We start from the raw sequence: 15,108 nt of genomic DNA, 5'->3' as shown, positions 1-15,108 counted from the left end.
CTCTTGTCCTTGGACATTCCGGGCATTCGCTGCACCACGTTTGAATAGGCAAGAAGCGGACAAAACAGTCTTTCGCTGGGACTAAAGCAATGTCCGCTCATAGTTTAGTGATCGTGGTGACAGAGTTTATGATCGGCAAGAGACGCGAGCACATAGCAGTTCTCTGACACTCCTTCGTCATCACAGCCCTTCGAAATCCGAACCAGCTCTTTTTCAAGAGCCCGTAGTCGTTTGATCTTTGCTCTTACTTCGGAAAGTTGTGAGACGGCGATGTCCGTTGCGGCTTGGCATGAACGATCCGGGTGGCCTTGAAGCACAATCAATTCGGAGATCGCTTCAATTGAGAAACCAAGATCGCGTGCATGCTTGATGAAACTGAGACGCTCTAGCCCTGCCACATCGTAGCGCCGTTGGTTGCCTTCGGTGCGTTCTGGTGCGGCAAGCAGGCCCATTTCCTCATAGTAGCGGATAGTCGGAACTTTGACCTTCGTGCGCTTGGAAAGCTCCCCGATAGAAAACATGAAAATACCTCTTGAACCTCTAGTAACTAGAGACACTACACTATGGTCACGACAGATACAAAAAGGGCTTCCCAATGTCAGCATGTTGCGGACACAACGCCAAATTCGACGGCGTATCAGACGACTACAAAAGGAGGCTGTGGATTGTCATTGCTCTGAACGCGGTGATGTTCGTCGTCGAGATGACTGCCGGTCACTATGCAAAGTCTCAGGCACTTCAGGCCGACGCTCTAGACTTCCTTGGGGATGCTTTGACCTACGGTATCTCGCTGGCAGTGATCGGGGCTTCAATCCGTGCACGCACCAATGCCGCTCTGGCGAAAGGGGTGAGCTTGCTGCTGATGGGTCTTTGGGTGTTTGGATCGACCGTGTACCGGGTGTTCTATGTCGGAGTGCCGGAGGCCGAGATCATGGGCATCGTTGGCTTTTTCGCTCTTATGACCAATCTCGCAAGTGTTCTCTTGCTCGTCCGTTACAAGGACGGCGATGCAAATGTGCGCTCTGTCTGGCTATGTTCGCGTAATGACGCCATTGGCAATGTGGCCGTTATGTTTGCAGCTTTAGGCGTCTGGGGCACAGCTAGCGGTTGGCCTGACCTGATTGTTGCGGCGGTCATGGCAACGTTGTTTCTTTCCTCTGCTTTCCAGATCGTGCGCCAAGCGCTCGCCGAGCGTCGGGAAGTTGGCGAACATGAGCATGTTTGACGTGGATTATGACCTTTGATCTCGAATGATACGAAATCGGCTCAATTTAGTTGGAAATACCAAGGACTCTCGCCATGAACCTGAAACGCCGCCAAGTACTGACTTACGCCGCTGGCTTTGCCAGCACAGTACCATTTGCCGCGTTTGCGCAAGACACGCCTTCCGTCCGTGTTCTCAAGGATCCGAACTGCGGCTGTTGCCAGGTTTGGATCGACATCCTGCGGCAGGAAGGCTTTCGCATTACCGAGGAGCGCAGCTTTGGAACACAGCTTGTCCGCCACAAATTGGACAACGGCATTCCCGAAGAAATGATGTCCTGCCACACAGGCGAGATCGATGGCTATATGATCGAGGGGCATGTGCCGGTTGCAGACATTCGTCGTCTGCTGGAGGAGCAACCCAGTGCTGTTGGACTTGCTGTTCCTGGCATGCCCTACGGTTCCCCTGGGATGGGGCCGGAAGATCGTCGTGAGGCCTACGACGTGTTTTTGATCCTCAAGGACGGTAGCACCGAGGTGTTCAAGAGTTACGAAGCGGCCTGAGGCGACGTTCATCGAGCGGAAACAGTAAGGAGGAGAAGATGACGAAGCTTGGATTACGCACTCTTACCTTAAGCGTTCTGTCTATCACCATTGCTACAGTGGGTTGCGCACAACAACAACGAGGAGATTGGTGGGGTCACGGGCCAATGGGATCTAACCACATGAGGTCTGAGCACATGCGTGGTTGGGGGCACGGCAATATGGGGCCTGGCCAGCAGCAGCGCATGCAACGACATTGGACGTATATGAACGAGGACGTGCCCGCAGCCTACCGCGGGGCTCGGAGCACCATTCGTGCAACGCCCGAGAATGTTTCGGAGGGCAAGACGCTATATACGGAAAACTGCGCAAGCTGTCATGGAGCTGAGGGTTTGGGCGATGGTGAAGCCGGACGTTCGCTCGCGCCCTCTCCCGCTCTCCTACGATGGTTCGTTCAGATGCCGATGTCGGGGGACGAGTACCTTCTTTGGGCAATTTCCGAGGGCGGCGAACGCTTCGGAACAGACATGCCAGCCTTCAAGGAAGCGCTGAGCGAAGAAGACCTTTGGAAGATCATCGTTTATATGCGTGCGGGGTTCCCTTGATCTGTCGTCAATCTGTTGGTTTTTGATGAGTGTTTTTGCTGTCGATACTATGACGACAATTCTCAGCAGGCATAAAGCTGACAATGCGCCATTCTAGTAAGCTTCACGGAAGCGGACATATATGTAAGTCGCAGCACGAGCAGGTTAGGGCTCTCTCCTGCCGTTCTCTGCATATTGAAGTAAGGTCCGGTTCGGCCGCGTCCTGTTACCCCCGTCAAGTGAAGGCGCTACTTTCAGCCCGTTTGGCTTTCATTTTCTCCATCGCCATATCTTTCGCTGACCGACTTTTCCGCTTTGCGACCGTGCGCTGCGCATCAAATGCCGCCTGAAGTTCCTGGTCTTTTTCAGAAACCTCTTTCACCGGGGCAGGGGCCGGATTCGCATCCGCCAGAGCCTTTGCCGTGTCCCTGGCCTGTTCTTCAGCAAGATCCAGATGTGTACCTTTGATCTTTGGAGCATCACCCCCAAGGAACTGCATGAAATAGGGATCTTCGAAGTATCGGATCTTGTTTGCAATCACCGGCATCTTGCCTTCGCGGATCAGCACAACTTCATTTTCAGGCAATCGGCCAACGTGTTCGGGCCGGAGCAGGCGAATGCCTTCTTCACGCTCTGATATGCTGCCCATTTCCATCTTGCCGAGTGCTCGAGACTTCGACTTGCTTATGACCGTTTTGTCCCCGATGGACCTGGACACATGTTCGCGTACTTCGGAATCCTCTGAGGCGGCAAACATCTGGGTTCCAGCGTTTGCCAGCATCGCCCGCACACCCTCGTGCCCATAAATGTCCTGTAGGCGCGACAGTGTTTGCGAAATCACCACGAGCCTGCCCCCGAACGATCGCATGGTGTCATAGGCTTCAACAACGCGCTCAAGATGGCCGAGGCGTTGGAACTCATCGAGCAGCATCAAAACCTTGAACGGCTCATCTTCGCCCGGCTCAACAGTTTCGATGGTGTTCACCAGATCGAGGAAGAACAGGCGAATGAGCGTCCGGAACTCTTTGACCTTTTTCCCTGGCACGGAAAAGTAGATCGAGCTGGGGCGCCGACGCAGATCTTCAAAGTTGATGTCATTGCCCTGCGTGGCTCTTGCTACCGACGGGTTGCGCCAGAGCTGCAGGCCGGAGTTCAACATAACCGAAATCGTTGACCGCAGGATTTTGGATTCTTCGGCTGCAAGATTCAGAAACTCATCTGCAGCTCGCGCATATCCAACTTCTTCAGCCATTTTCTCATAGTCCTTTTGCTTGGTCGTTTTGACCAGGCGCAGGACTTCGGAAATGTATGGCCGCTTTCTTTTGATCGCCAGCATCGCCATTGCGCAGAACATGCCTTCAACACCACCCATAAAGCCCTGCGCGGACGAGCTGGGCGTGTCGAACATCTGAGTTGCAACCTGAATCACTTCTTCCCATCGCCGGTCCAGATTGTCGGCACGTGCTGCGCGGCGCAGAGGGTTGTAGCTGTGGCTTTTGTCGGGGTTCTCGGGGTCGAACACAAAAACCTCATCGCCCATTGCTGCCCGACGCGCGCCGGTTGTCTGGAAAATCTCGCCCTTGATGTCCAGGACGACGCAAGACCCATTGAAACGCAGGACATTCGGGATCACAAAGCCGCTGGTTTTGCCCGAACCAGACGGGGCAATGAACATCGCGTGCGGCTTTTGGACACCGGGGCCGGGCTTATAGTAGATCGCGTTTTTGTCCTTTGGCTCACCAAATTTGGCAAACACGATTTCACTATCCAATTTGTCTTTGAGCTTCAGAACCGACGCATAGCCTTCCTGGACGAGCTGAGGGGCCTTTGCAAAGGTCGCATCACCGTATTTCGTTGAGGGACCACGCAGCGCAGCCGCCACAAATGCAAAGGTCAAAACACCCACTGCGACCACCGCCACCAGACCCATGATCTGCTGCGTCTCTGCAGGCTGTGCCATGAACTTCTCTGGGATCGCCCAGATGTCCAGCCCGCGAAAGCCTCTGGTGTTGATGTATTCGAGCGCCAGCCCGACCACCAACACCGCGCAAGCCGAGGTAGCGATAAAGCCCATAGTACCGGCTATCGCGACCTTCTTGCCTTTGGGTAGATCCTGAAACTCAGCCATCGGTCAGCTCGCGTTTGAAGAAGCACACGATGCCAAATTCTGCACGTGCGACACCAACCATTTCCCAACCTTCTTTGCCCAGCTTTGCGAATTTCTCGCTGGCGTCGTCGCATTCCGAAAAAGGCACGTCTCGGTACTCGAATTTCTTCATCTTTGTACTCCTTCAATTCAGTTGTTCAGCAGTCATCAGAGGCGGGAAGATCACGCCGTTGACCTTCCGTTCGTCCCCGATTTTCTTCATGTGAACGATCATGTGAATGGTGGCCCGGATGTCATCGACCACTTCTGACTTTTGAACGGTCGGAGATCCGCGACGCACCATTTTGCTCATCCGTCCAATGGCATCTACGGGCGAGTTCGCGTGCATGGTGCAGACAGATCCATCGTGGCCGGTGTTCACCAGTTCCAAGAACATATTCGCGTCGTCGCCTCGGATTTCACCGCAGACGAGGCGGTCAGGCCGGAGGCGAAGCGCCGATTCCAGCAGCTTTGTTGGTGATCGAGGGCCATCTTCTTCGGAACGGTCGGCAAGCAGATCGACAGAATTGGGTTGCTCGATGTCCAACTCGGCCACTTCTTGAATCGTCACGATCCGTTCGCCCGGATCGACGCGCTTCAGCATTGCATTGAGGACAGTGGTTTTGCCGGACGAGGTGCCCCCGGCAATGATCACGTTCCATTTGCTAAGCATTGCAAGGTCGGCCAGCTCGTCAAAGTTCATTGTTCCGTCAGCGAGAACAGCCCGAGCATTTTCAAGCGCGCTATGATCGTTGTTTTCTGCCAACGCCGCCTCTTTGCTGGCGAAGCTGAACGCGCCCAGATCGACGTTTTTCACGCGCAGGAGACGGATCGCAACGGACCCCACGCCGGTTGTTGCTGGCGGAATCACGACCTGAACCCGCGCTTTACCCTGCTGTGTCGGCACGTTGGCCGTCGCAATCGGCTTCTTTTCTCCGAATGTTACATCGCTGAAACCGGCCACGCAGCGCCCGATGTTTTCTACATCGTCTCTGTTCAGAGTGATGTCTGTCCTGGTCATGTGCGTTGTGCCCATTTCTTCGACCCAGACCGATCCGTCAGGGTTCACAGAAATTTCGCTCAGGCTTTCATCGTGTAACAGATGCTCGATCTTGCCTGTATAGTATTCCAGAAGGCTATTCCCGTTCCGCCCGCTCATGTTCTTGTCCTTGGTAGAGCACTTTTTGGAACACTGGAGGTTGCCTTCGCTGCATCTCGGCTTTGCCTCGAACACGAAGGCATCCACATAAGATTCATTGCTTCCAAAAAGTGCTGAATTTGCTTCAAAAAAGGCCGCTACCGCACTCGATCATGCTGGCAGCGGCCGGAAAGACCGCTGAGGCGGTCGGCTCATTGGCTCGCTCTCAGAAGCTATCGAACACAACGTCGCGCTGCAGGATCGCGTTGATACGACTGCCCTGATCGACAAAGATTGTCGGAGTGATGCGCAGGTATTCATCAAGCGCCGCTGCCGTGGCGTTCTGCAGGTTAGACCCCACTTGGGTTGCCAGATCCGTTCTGACCGAGTTGTTGCTGTCGCTGTCAGACACCAGCGCCACAGGGGCAATACCGATGATGGACAACAACGCAGCCGTGCCGAACCGCTTCCCAAAGTGTGTGTTCACCCTGCCGGTCGCGCCGGTGCGGCCCTGTCCGTCCGTGCCAACTGAGCCGATCTGAGCGGAAAGGCCATCCGGTGTAATGACACGGCTCCAAACAATCATGATGCGCGTTTGCGCCAATGTCGTATCCGCTCGATACTCGCCATAGAGCTTCGATCCACGAGGCAGAAGCAAACGTGTGCCGTCCATCGAGTAGACGCCGCGTGTGATCGTTGCCACGACACTACCGGGCAGTTCCGAGCTGACCGCCCCACCGAATAGCGCCGACAAGACCGTGCCTTGCGTTAAGGTGCGCGACGGATCGTCAATGATCGAGGCCCCGACGATGGGTGGATATTCTTCGACCAGATTGTTTTGCCATGTCGTATTCGGGTTTTCCTGATAGCCGCGCTGTTCTTCAGGTAAGCGGGTGTCGTCTGGCTGGACTTGAACCGGCTGCGGCGCAGCAGGGAAGGGTTGGAAAATGACCGGCTGCGATCCACCATTGATCGGCTGGTAGTTTTGACCGGGTGCTTCCTGTGCCATCGCGCTTGACGCCAAAGCAACCAGGGCGAGGGTGAGTGCTGTTCTGTTCATCGTCAGCTCCATTAGTTTCTGCCGTATGGGTTTTCATCGAACACGATGCCGTCTGACTGGTTCTGGCGCTCGCGCATCCGCTTGAGTTCTTCAAGCCTGCGCCGCTCATCATCAGTCAGACCCGTAGTCTGCAAGTGGCTCATACTGGCGAGCGCCCGGGCCTCTGCATCAGCAACCGCCTGGGCAAGCTCAGTCTGAAACTTTTTCTCGCGCTCATCATATCTGACCTGAAGGCGTTCATTGGTCAGGTTCAGCGTTGCGATTTCACCGTCTTTTTCTGACAGCGAAACTTTGGCGTCCGTCAGCTCGTCTTGCAGATCGGAAATCCGGCCATTCTGTTGCTCGATTGTTTTCAGGGCTTGTTTCAGCCCTTCGGAATCGACCTGCGGCACTGCTACCGGTGTTGCCACCGCAATTTCCTCGGGCAAAGCCTCTTGTTCCGGCTCATCGACCTCTGGTCCCCGTGCGGTCAAAAGCCCGTATCGCTCGCCACCGCCTTGTTGCAAAGCGTCAACGCGGACACCCGTGTTGGTGCTTTTGTTTTCGTCGCCCATGACAAACCATACAAAGCCCAGGAACACCGCCCCTGCGATTGCAACAGTTATCAGCTTCTTTGGGTCGAACTTCTTCCGGACACGTTGCGACGGCTGTTCAGCCGCCGCCCGTGCCGCAATTGTCTGATCGCGGTTCATTACTTGCTGCCCCCCGGTTTAACTGTCTGTGAAGTGACGGGCCGACCGCTCACACTTGCCTGCTGAAACGCGTCGCCATCGTTTCGTACACAGATCGAAGTGTCCTCGATGCGCAGTGTCCAAAGATCTGAAAGGCCTTGCACCTGGATAATGCCGCGCTCTTTGACTGTGGTGTTCACCATCAGCTCGCGGCCATCAGGCAGGACACGGAAGATCCCCGGCAACTCCGCATCCTGCGGGATCTGCATATAGGTGTGAACGCCATCGTCCCACACGGCAGTAGGCGCGAAGTCAGCTTTGCCCGAGCGCGAGTAGTTTTGGTTGACGAAGCGGCCTGTTGGTTTCGGTTCGCTGCGCGCTACCGTGCCACGGCGCGTTGTAGTCCCGCCGCTGTTGTTTTTGTTGTAGAACGTGACCCGGAACGGAACACGTTTGCGTTCGGCGGCGCTCTCGGCCGGAACCAGATAGAAGTTGTATGTGCCGCGATTGGTCAGGACAGTCAGGTTTGAATCCGAGTTCAGGATTTCCGGCTTGAACGCAATAACGCGACCTTCCTGAAGGCGAGTGATCTGAAAACTTTCAGTGTCGCCCGCACCAATGCTGCGGACGGTTTCGCCCTGCGGAAAGTGAACATAGGTAATCAGGCGTTCACCCACAGGGATGCGGTACACCTGGTTCTCGACGTAATGGAAATGCGTGATGCGGTGATCCGCGTTCTTTCCGTCCGGTGTCGGTGTGATTTCAGCGAGCAGAGGCGTAGAGAATGCCAAAACTGCTGCGGCGGTGGCGGTGAGTGTTTTGAAAGAACGCTGCATCAGATGTCTCCCATTGCGTCTACGCGATAGTTGGTGACGACGAAGCCGAATGGATTTTCCAAAAGTTCGTCCATCGACGTCACGATTTTTTCCTCAAACCCATAGGTCACTGTGACCACGTAGCGGGCTGAGGCCGTTGCTTGGTTTGGAACGATCAGGGACTTGCGGATCTCGACCTGCACCGTCGCATCGTTGACCGGCGACACGCCCAGAATTTCGGTCTGCACCTTTGTCTTGGGCGTATAGATTTCGTCCGGATGGTTGTCGTTCGACCCGTCCCACAGTTCGCGGTAGGACGTTTCGGCCAGCTCATCAGAACGACGCAGCACCGATTTCAGGCGCTCGTTGTTGTCCTGGACATCATAGGTTTCCCGGTCGCGCACATAATTTGCGACTTCACGGAAGGCCATCGCCTCAGAAGGTTCCAGTTCTTCGACTTTTTCAGTCAGCAGGACCGGCAGTTTCGTGTCCGGATCAATGGAGAATGGCACCGCGCGGATTTCCTTCAAGGGAAGGAGCATCGCCCAACCAATCATAGAGGCCACGCCCATTGCCATGCCGACCATGCCGAATACCTGCCATTTGAAGGCATCGCGGCGTGCACCCAGAAAGAGTTCTTTTTCGTGATCTGTCACGTGTGACATCAGCTCAATACCTCGATTTAGGAAGATTTATTGACGCGAGCTTGTCGAATGCTCTGCCGGTAACGGTCAGCGGCGTAGCTCTGTCGAGCCGCCCCATCCTGATTGCGGGCTCTGTGTGCAATGTCCCGACGCGCTTGCATCGCGCGCGAGGCGCTGTCACGAACACCTGTCCCATCGCGGGCTGCGGAGGCCATCGCGGCGGCGGTTTTCCCACCGGCTACTGCACCCCTTGCGCCGTCGCTTGCAGTGCCCAATGCACTTCTTGCGGCAGCGACGGCACCAGTTGCCACGGCAAGACCCGAGGATGCCGAAACGATTGCACCCGACATTCCGCCCGCGAGCGATGGGATCTGCGTGAGCATCACGATTGACACAATGCAGATCGCCAAAAACCGGCCACTGGCCTCCATATTGTTCACATCCTCAACAGCGGTCAGTTCTGAGCTGAAAAGGGCCTGAATAAGAGAAACAATACCTGTCAGAACGACGATGACCATGATCAGGCCAACAGTCGTTTTCGCCCAGGCTGCGAAGATATTGGCTGTTGCTGAGCTGAGCAGCGTTGCGATGAAAACAGGCGCTAGTCCCAGCAGGACCGCCAGACCGCCTTTTGCGATCAGCGCCATGCCGGTGCCAAAAGCTACGATGACAGCCCCAACAACCCAGAGAATAGCCCCGGTGATGCTCAGGCCCCAGGTCGCGTTTTCAATGGCCTGCTGGCCCATCAAGAAACACTGAAGCGCAATGTCATCGAGTGCTTCCCAGACATTTGTTGTGCCGGTCAATTCTCCGGCAATCGTGTCTGGGAGGCTCGAAATGCCCTGATAAATGGGCTGAAAGAAGCTCCAGCTGGAAGCCATACCAATGATGATCGTCGCCCGAATGATCCAGCCGACATAGCCACCAAACCCGATTTCCCGGATTTGAAGCACACCGTTGATCAGCATTGCCACGAAGATCAGCGCGGCTATTGCCCAGAGGGCGGATGCAAGATCCGCCGCCAGGCTGTTGTATGCTTGCTGCGAGAAGTTATTAAGCGCAGCCTCAATCGAGCTGACGAAATCTTGGATCACGGCCCACAAGCCTCCTCAATTGCAGGGCGCAGAGCTTCCAGACGGGTCCGTTGCTCTTTTTTAAGCGCGGCAAGATTGTCGGACGGTTGGGTCCAAAACTCGTCTTGGTCAGCTCCGACCTTTTGGGCCGCGTCCTCACGGCTCAAACCACCCAGCGGACATTCGGTGCTGTAGGTCTCGCCAGACTTGCGCAGATTACATTGCTCGATGGTGGCCTCGTGCGCTGCTATGACCTGTTCATTCAGGATCACCACCGACCAGTTGGTCACAAGAGGCTGCTTGTCTGCGGATTGGCCCGCTTCGGCCATGCGCGCTTGATCGTCTTTGACGAATTGACGACCGTACTCACTCGCGCCCGAGTACCCAAGGCACTTACGATATTCATCGAACGGCATATCGACCTTGGGTGACGGGCGCAGCTTCACCTGTGCCGATGCAGCACCCGACATAACGACGGCGGCTGCAATGGTCAGGATGAGAGTTGAGCGGAGTTTCATTGTGAGGTTCCTCGTACATAGTTGCTGAGTGTCGAAAGATCAGCAGCGGTTGCAGCCAGATCCGTGCCCGACGCCAGAGCATTAGCCGAGGTTGCGCGCAAGATTTCAATTTCAACTTGCAGGAGTTTCAGGAGAACCGCCGTGTTATAGTCGATTGCATCCTTCAGATCTTCTTGCTGACCGATTTCACCGCGCAGTTTTTCAGCATCTTCGGAGAGCTGACCGGCCATGTCATAGCCATTCTCACCCAACGCCGACGCCATCAGGCCCGCACCACCACGCTCAGACAGGATGCGGCGAGCCTGCACATCCGATCCGCTGAAGTCGGACAAGATGCCATCGTTCAGGCCGAGGTTGATTGATCGACGTTCCATTGCCTGCGCAGCGACATCGGGCAGGCCGGAGATACCGCCCTCCGCTGCATCCAGTGCGTAGCCGAGCGTGTCAGCAGCAGTCGCCAGTTTCAAAAAGCTGCGGCTGTTGAACTCATCCAGATCTGTCAAACCGCTGATGGTTTTGAAGGAGTTTTCGAGCAATGCCCGCTGTTGTTCCAGTTTCTCGTACTGTTCCAGCAATTGCTCGTACTGGCGGACCATTTCAGCGATTTCTTTGGCCGAATTGGCGGCGTCCTGCGTGATGGATGCAGAGTCCACCACCGGAACACCCTGGGCCGATGCCATGACGGGCAGGGCGGCCAGAACTGAAACAGCAATGGTTGTGCGGAATTTCTTTGAAATATTCATCAGACAAGCTCCAAGTTTTCAGGGGGGGTCATGCGCTCAAAGTCGCAGGCGCATTTGCTGCGATAGCCCGAATAGGTGCTGGTGCAGGCTGAGACAGCGGCCAGAACTACAAGGGCGATTACAAGGCGGGTTTTCATGTGATTTCCTTCCAGAAGTTGGGGTTTTTTCGCCAGTCAGGATCAGGGAACGATTTTCCGTCTGATCCGCTCAGAACACGGAGAAGCGGGCCGAGAGCGCCGACATCGACATCGAGCCAAACACTCTCATCACCCTTTTTCATGAGCATTACGCGGTCGCCAAAATGCGCCCTCAGCGCGGCCAGCTCTGAATCGTTCAAGCCGATTGCCCGGTAGTCTGCTTCATTGCCGGATCGAGAGGGGAACAAGAGCTGCGTGCTGGTGTTTTCCAGGATCGACTTACTTGCCGCCGACGACAGGAGGTGATCGGGGATCTGCGTCATCATCATCATCATGACGTTCAGCTTCCGATACGTGGTGTAGGCATTTATGAGAATGCCAGCGCCATAAGGGTTGCCAGCAATTACCCATGCTTCATCAATCACAAAGACAGTGGGTATCTTGGTGGCGCAGCGGCGTTCGATCTGGCGCATGACGTAGCTGATCCATGCCAGCCGCACCAACTCGTCATCCAGAACCTCGGAAATGTCGAAAACAAGATGACGGGCGCCAGCAGCAAACGGATCTGAGCCACCCTCGCCAAACATCCAGGACAAGCGGCCTTCGCCAGCCCATTCACTTGCACGCTTGTACAGGTTCTTGTCATCGTCAAAGGCTCTGAACCGTTCCACCAATGAATCGAAGTTCTGAAGCGCAGGCGGCAAAGTGGCATTCGCTTGGCAAGCCCGCGTGATTTCATCCTTTTGATCGGTGGTCAGTGGTTCGTCATAGCTCAACAGGGCAATGACCCAATTGGCGAGCCAGCTTTGCCCAGCCTCATCCGTCTCGGTCTGAAACGGGTTCATGCCGGTTGGTTCACCAACTCGGACGCGGGTGTACTGTGCGCCGAGCGCACGCATGGGGGCCTCCATCGCCCGGTCTTTGTCAAAAGCGATGATCCGCGCGCCCTGTGCAACCGCCGTTGTCGCCAGCAGCATCGCGGTCACAGTTTTACCCGATCCGTTCGGCCCCAGAACGATTGTGTGGCCGGAGGGCAGGTTTTCAGCGTCTTTGCTGGTCTTGGGAAGGTGCAGCGAAACATCGTAGCTGTCCCCGTGCGTTGTCGGCAAAGTCGCCAATGGCCCCGGCCAGGGCAGCTTTTCCGCATCCAACCCTTTAGGGCGCATGTGGAACGCAACCATGTCCGCAAAGTTCTGGTCCGTGATCAGTTCTTCACGAGGACGGAATGCGAAGTTGCCGGGGTGCTGCGCGAAGTACACCGACCGCGCCGACATCGCTTCGCGTTTGACCGTGCCGCCCGAAATCTGGATTTCACCGATGATGTGTTTTTCGGCGGTTTTCAGATCTTCCTCGTTCCCAAACACACAGATCGACAGGTGGTGCTTGCCGAGTGACATGGTGCCGGAGGCAATGCCGTCCGCCAGAATGGACAAATCTTCTTCAAGCGACTTCGCTTTGTCGCCTGCCGAGCGCATTTGTCCCGACTTGCGGCGTTCCATTTCCTGCGCCTGGGCGCGGCTGATCGGCAGGAAGGATTGCGAAATCACAACATCAACCGGCAGGTCCAGCCCGTCGAAAATGCCGGGGAACGAAGCCATCGGGTAATTCTTCAGGGAATAGACACGGATGGAGCGTTCCTGATCGTCGCCCGTGACCAGTTTGCCGGTCTTGCCCTGAAACAGCACATCCTCTTGCGGCATGTTGAAGGCGATGGGTTCTGCAATGTTCGTGTGAATGATCGGCTGATACCGACCGTTCAACAGCATTCCATAATAGCCGAGCCAACGCCCCTCGCTGAGCTTCAGCCGGCGCACCCGGCTTTCGCCCAGCGTGCCCGCCAGTGTTGTGAAAACACCGTCGAGCTGTTCGATCATTTCGCGGCGTTCCTCGTCTATCGTTCCAGACGACATGCCGAACATCTGTTTTGCCCGCTCATCCTGCCGCTTTTGGAGAATGGCGCTGATGATGATCTTGCGTTCTTTCAGCTCTGCATCGACGGAAGCTGAGCGCATGGCCTGCGCCACTGCACCGGCAAAGCCGGTTGGATCTGTGATGACATGACCAGTCTCAGTCGGGACGGTCAGTCGATGAACATAAAATGCCACTTCATTGGGTGTTGTGCGCAACACACGCTCAAACCGTTCGGCCAGGAACTCAAACTCGTTTTCGTCCAGCGTGTTTGCGTTAATCCCGGTGATTTCTACAGCGGCGATAAGGCCACCGTTGCGTGTGGAAATGACCTCATCGTCCACGACATAGCCATAAGGCAACATCTGAAAGAGGCTCATTTCATCCTTGCGCCAGCTCGGCTCGATCAACGAGCGGGCAAGGGTCCACAAATCCTGTGCAGCAGGCTTAGGCACTATAGTAATCTCCCCCATGATGCTGGCGGTTTTTGGTGCGCGGAGTTTTGGAAAGGGTTACGGACAGGACGCGGAAGAAAGCCGGTTCCCATTCGTAAAAGAGGCGAAGCCCGGTGTAGAAAACAAAACCCGCAATGATTGCTGGCGCTATCCCGAACATGAAGAACGAAAGCATGGTCATCCCGAGGATCACCAGCAGATAGATCACGGGTAGGCCGCCCCATTCTGCGGGGCGGCTCAGGCCGCGAAAGACCGTATTGCGGCGCGGCATCAATCAGGCTCCGATGAATGTATCAGCGAGGCCGATAACAGCGCCGACGACGATAGCGATTACCGGGCCTTTCAGCGAACCCCAGCCGAACACGTAGGCCAGACAGCCCCAGATGAAGCCGACAGCGGCAAGGCTGACGCCAACGACCTTCGAGTCAGCCAGCGTTTCGTTGATGAAATCGCCAATGGCATCTTGCAGCCAGCCAGCAGAGGCGGGCGCTGCTGTGATGATGAACGCTGTGATCGCGAAAAACGCCATCTGCTGGTAGAAGTGGGTTCTTTTCATGAGGAAGTGCTCACTTTGCTGAGGATGGTCCGCACGTAGTTGCGGGTTTCGGTGAAGGGGGGGACGCCACCATATTCGACGACGCGGTGAGGCCCGGCGTTGTAGGCGGCAAGCGCCAGCTTCCAGGTTCCGAACGCGCGGTACTGCGCCGCCAAATAGCGGGCACCACCGTCGAGATTTTCTGCAGGGTTCTTTGGGTTCACGCTCAGGTCTTTCGCCGTTCCCGGCATGAGCTGTGCAAAGCCATAGGCACCCTTGGGTGACAGAGCGTCAGCCCGATACCGGCTTTCCTGCCAGACCAGCGCCATGAACAACTCGGCCGGAATGTCATGGCGTTCCGCCGCTGCGTGGATTTCTTTGACGATCCGCTCCTGCGACCAGCCGCCCGAGGATCTGCGAGGCCGCGGCGCCTTGCCCGCAATCTCGATCTTTGCCTGCGGTTTGGGGGTTGGTGCTTCCGGCTTTTCATTAAGCGTGTATTCACGCATCCGGATTGGACGAACGACGCCATCAACGATTTCTGCGCGAATGCCGTTTAGATACACGCTTCCATCAGGTTCGTATTCAATGACCTGGGCACAGACATCCGTTCCGAAAGTCGCCGTCAAGAACGCCAACAACGGCCAAACGGCGTTGATCCGACATCTGTTATCGGTGAAGCTTTTGATGGAGCTGGTCACTAATTTGTCCTCCAAATTAGGTCAGTAGTTTTTACATAATTACTATTATGGGGTCGACTTCAGGTCATCTGAGCGGTGGGGAATCGGGTGCTGGGACACAGCACTGAACCTTCAGTGGCGCCGCAAAAGACCAATGTCTGGTTCGGATCTCTTAGTCAGATGTTTTGGCTGGAACGTTCGGATGTCCCGCGCGCCTCAATCGTCAGACAGCGCTAAGGGATCGGAGGTGCAGAC

19 protein-coding genes are annotated in these 15,108 nt (G+C 55.7%); 3 read left to right on the top strand and 16 right to left on the bottom strand.

Translation table 11 applies throughout. The annotated features are described in order from the left end of the window. Positions 1–104: 104 nt before the first annotated feature. Positions 105–521: a helix-turn-helix domain-containing protein gene (locus GS630_RS20545; RefSeq protein ID WP_170417773.1), complete on the bottom strand. Its 417-nt coding sequence runs from the start codon at positions 519–521 to the stop codon at positions 105–107. A gap of 74 nt (positions 522–595) precedes the next feature. Between GS630_RS20545 and GS630_RS20540 the strand changes: the two genes are divergently transcribed. From GS630_RS20540 to GS630_RS20530, 3 genes are all read left to right on the top strand, one after another. Continuing rightward, the gene (locus tag GS630_RS20540; protein ID WP_170417770.1) at positions 596–1,225 is read left to right on the top strand and encodes a cation transporter; all 630 of its coding nucleotides are present in this window, start codon (positions 596–598) and stop codon (positions 1,223–1,225) included. Positions 1,226–1,299: 74 nt separating this feature from the next. Then, positions 1,300–1,767 (top strand): DUF411 domain-containing protein, encoded by a 468-nt coding sequence (locus tag GS630_RS20535; RefSeq protein WP_170417767.1) that lies wholly within the window; start codon positions 1,300–1,302, stop codon positions 1,765–1,767. A 161-nt stretch (positions 1,768–1,928) separates the two neighbouring features. After that, entirely contained in the window at positions 1,929–2,351 is a 423-nt protein-coding gene (locus tag GS630_RS20530) for a cytochrome c (protein WP_170474328.1), read from the top strand. 214 nt (positions 2,352–2,565) lie between these two features. On the opposite strand, the gene GS630_RS20525 is transcribed toward GS630_RS20530, so the two are convergent. The 15 genes from GS630_RS20525 to GS630_RS20455 form a co-directional block, all read right to left on the bottom strand. Then, on the bottom strand, positions 2,566–4,458 hold the full coding sequence (locus GS630_RS20525; RefSeq protein ID WP_170418000.1) for a type IV secretory system conjugative DNA transfer family protein: 1,893 nt from the start codon (positions 4,456–4,458) through the stop codon (positions 2,566–2,568). Next, the gene (locus tag GS630_RS20520; protein WP_170417997.1) at positions 4,451–4,609 is read right to left on the bottom strand and encodes a hypothetical protein; all 159 of its coding nucleotides are present in this window, start codon (positions 4,607–4,609) and stop codon (positions 4,451–4,453) included. The genes GS630_RS20525 and GS630_RS20520 overlap by 8 nt, the downstream gene beginning before the upstream one ends. Before the next feature lie 12 nt (positions 4,610–4,621). Next, positions 4,622–5,635: an ATPase, T2SS/T4P/T4SS family gene (locus GS630_RS20515; protein WP_170417994.1), complete on the bottom strand. Its 1,014-nt coding sequence runs from the start codon at positions 5,633–5,635 to the stop codon at positions 4,622–4,624. A gap of 205 nt (positions 5,636–5,840) precedes the next feature. Then, positions 5,841–6,674 (bottom strand): TrbI/VirB10 family protein, encoded by an 834-nt coding sequence (locus GS630_RS20510; protein ID WP_170417992.1) that lies wholly within the window; start codon positions 6,672–6,674, stop codon positions 5,841–5,843. Between the two features lie 11 nt (positions 6,675–6,685). Beyond that, on the bottom strand, positions 6,686–7,366 hold the full coding sequence (locus GS630_RS20505) for a hypothetical protein (RefSeq protein WP_170417989.1): 681 nt from the start codon (positions 7,364–7,366) through the stop codon (positions 6,686–6,688). Next, positions 7,366–8,181, bottom strand: a complete 816-nt coding sequence (locus GS630_RS20500) for a TrbG/VirB9 family P-type conjugative transfer protein (protein WP_170417985.1) — start codon at positions 8,179–8,181, stop codon at positions 7,366–7,368. Before GS630_RS20500 ends, GS630_RS20505 begins: the two co-directional genes overlap by 1 nt. Continuing rightward, a complete protein-coding gene (locus GS630_RS20495) occupies positions 8,181–8,825 on the bottom strand; it encodes a virB8 family protein (protein ID WP_170417982.1) in 645 nt (214 codons plus the stop codon). The genes GS630_RS20500 and GS630_RS20495 overlap by 1 nt, the downstream gene beginning before the upstream one ends. A 17-nt stretch (positions 8,826–8,842) precedes the next feature. Next, positions 8,843–9,898: a type IV secretion system protein gene (locus GS630_RS20490; RefSeq protein ID WP_170417979.1), complete on the bottom strand. Its 1,056-nt coding sequence runs from the start codon at positions 9,896–9,898 to the stop codon at positions 8,843–8,845. Then, the gene (locus tag GS630_RS20485) at positions 9,895–10,395 is read right to left on the bottom strand and encodes a hypothetical protein (protein ID WP_170417977.1); all 501 of its coding nucleotides are present in this window, start codon (positions 10,393–10,395) and stop codon (positions 9,895–9,897) included. The genes GS630_RS20490 and GS630_RS20485 overlap by 4 nt, the downstream gene beginning before the upstream one ends. Then, positions 10,392–11,138: a type IV secretion system protein gene (locus GS630_RS20480; protein ID WP_170417973.1), complete on the bottom strand. Its 747-nt coding sequence runs from the start codon at positions 11,136–11,138 to the stop codon at positions 10,392–10,394. The genes GS630_RS20485 and GS630_RS20480 overlap by 4 nt, the downstream gene beginning before the upstream one ends. Continuing rightward, a complete protein-coding gene (locus tag GS630_RS20475; protein WP_170417970.1) occupies positions 11,138–11,275 on the bottom strand; it encodes a hypothetical protein in 138 nt (45 codons plus the stop codon). The genes GS630_RS20480 and GS630_RS20475 overlap by 1 nt, the downstream gene beginning before the upstream one ends. After that, positions 11,272–13,638 carry a hypothetical protein gene (locus GS630_RS20470; protein ID WP_170740592.1) on the bottom strand — a complete coding sequence of 789 codons (2,367 nt, stop codon included), beginning with the start codon at positions 13,636–13,638 and terminating at the stop codon, positions 11,272–11,274. The genes GS630_RS20475 and GS630_RS20470 overlap by 4 nt, the downstream gene beginning before the upstream one ends. After that, complete coding sequence (locus tag GS630_RS20465) at positions 13,631–13,909, bottom strand: VirB3 family type IV secretion system protein (RefSeq protein ID WP_152460684.1); 279 nt, start codon at positions 13,907–13,909, stop codon at positions 13,631–13,633. Before GS630_RS20465 ends, GS630_RS20470 begins: the two co-directional genes overlap by 8 nt. A 3-nt stretch (positions 13,910–13,912) precedes the next feature. Next, entirely contained in the window at positions 13,913–14,194 is a 282-nt protein-coding gene (locus GS630_RS20460; protein ID WP_170574749.1) for a hypothetical protein, read from the bottom strand. Then, positions 14,191–14,874, bottom strand: a complete 684-nt coding sequence (locus tag GS630_RS20455; protein WP_331252138.1) for a lytic transglycosylase domain-containing protein — start codon at positions 14,872–14,874, stop codon at positions 14,191–14,193. The genes GS630_RS20460 and GS630_RS20455 overlap by 4 nt, the downstream gene beginning before the upstream one ends. Positions 14,875–15,108 lie beyond the last annotated feature (234 nt).

It is taken from the genome of Ruegeria sp. HKCCD7303, from assembly GCF_013111185.1.
Lineage (GTDB): Bacteria > Pseudomonadota > Alphaproteobacteria > Rhodobacterales > Rhodobacteraceae > Ruegeria.
This window is presented reverse-complemented; position numbering and strand designations above follow the sequence as displayed.

Coding starts and splice junctions, on each gene's coding strand:
- GS630_RS20475 (WP_170417970.1), bottom strand. CDS start 11,275: ATGAAAACCCGCCTTGTAATCGCCCTTGTAGTTCTGGCCGCTGTCTCA.
- GS630_RS20530 (WP_170474328.1), top strand. CDS start 1,929: ATGAGGTCTGAGCACATGCGTGGTTGGGGGCACGGCAATATGGGGCCT.
- GS630_RS20460 (WP_170574749.1), bottom strand. CDS start 14,194: ATGAAAAGAACCCACTTCTACCAGCAGATGGCGTTTTTCGCGATCACA.
- GS630_RS20520 (WP_170417997.1), bottom strand. CDS start 4,609: ATGAAGAAATTCGAGTACCGAGACGTGCCTTTTTCGGAATGCGACGAC.
- GS630_RS20535 (WP_170417767.1), top strand. CDS start 1,300: ATGAACCTGAAACGCCGCCAAGTACTGACTTACGCCGCTGGCTTTGCC.
- GS630_RS20525 (WP_170418000.1), bottom strand. CDS start 4,458: ATGGCTGAGTTTCAGGATCTACCCAAAGGCAAGAAGGTCGCGATAGCC.
- GS630_RS20545 (WP_170417773.1), bottom strand. CDS start 521: ATGTTTTCTATCGGGGAGCTTTCCAAGCGCACGAAGGTCAAAGTTCCG.
- GS630_RS20515 (WP_170417994.1), bottom strand. CDS start 5,635: ATGAGCGGGCGGAACGGGAATAGCCTTCTGGAATACTATACAGGCAAG.
- GS630_RS20500 (WP_170417985.1), bottom strand. CDS start 8,181: ATGCAGCGTTCTTTCAAAACACTCACCGCCACCGCCGCAGCAGTTTTG.
- GS630_RS20540 (WP_170417770.1), top strand. CDS start 596: ATGTCAGCATGTTGCGGACACAACGCCAAATTCGACGGCGTATCAGAC.
- GS630_RS20485 (WP_170417977.1), bottom strand. CDS start 10,395: ATGAAACTCCGCTCAACTCTCATCCTGACCATTGCAGCCGCCGTCGTT.
- GS630_RS20465 (WP_152460684.1), bottom strand. CDS start 13,909: ATGCCGCGCCGCAATACGGTCTTTCGCGGCCTGAGCCGCCCCGCAGAA.
- GS630_RS20505 (WP_170417989.1), bottom strand. CDS start 7,366: ATGAACCGCGATCAGACAATTGCGGCACGGGCGGCGGCTGAACAGCCG.
- GS630_RS20510 (WP_170417992.1), bottom strand. CDS start 6,674: ATGAACAGAACAGCACTCACCCTCGCCCTGGTTGCTTTGGCGTCAAGC.
- GS630_RS20480 (WP_170417973.1), bottom strand. CDS start 11,138: ATGAATATTTCAAAGAAATTCCGCACAACCATTGCTGTTTCAGTTCTG.
- GS630_RS20495 (WP_170417982.1), bottom strand. CDS start 8,825: ATGTCACACGTGACAGATCACGAAAAAGAACTCTTTCTGGGTGCACGC.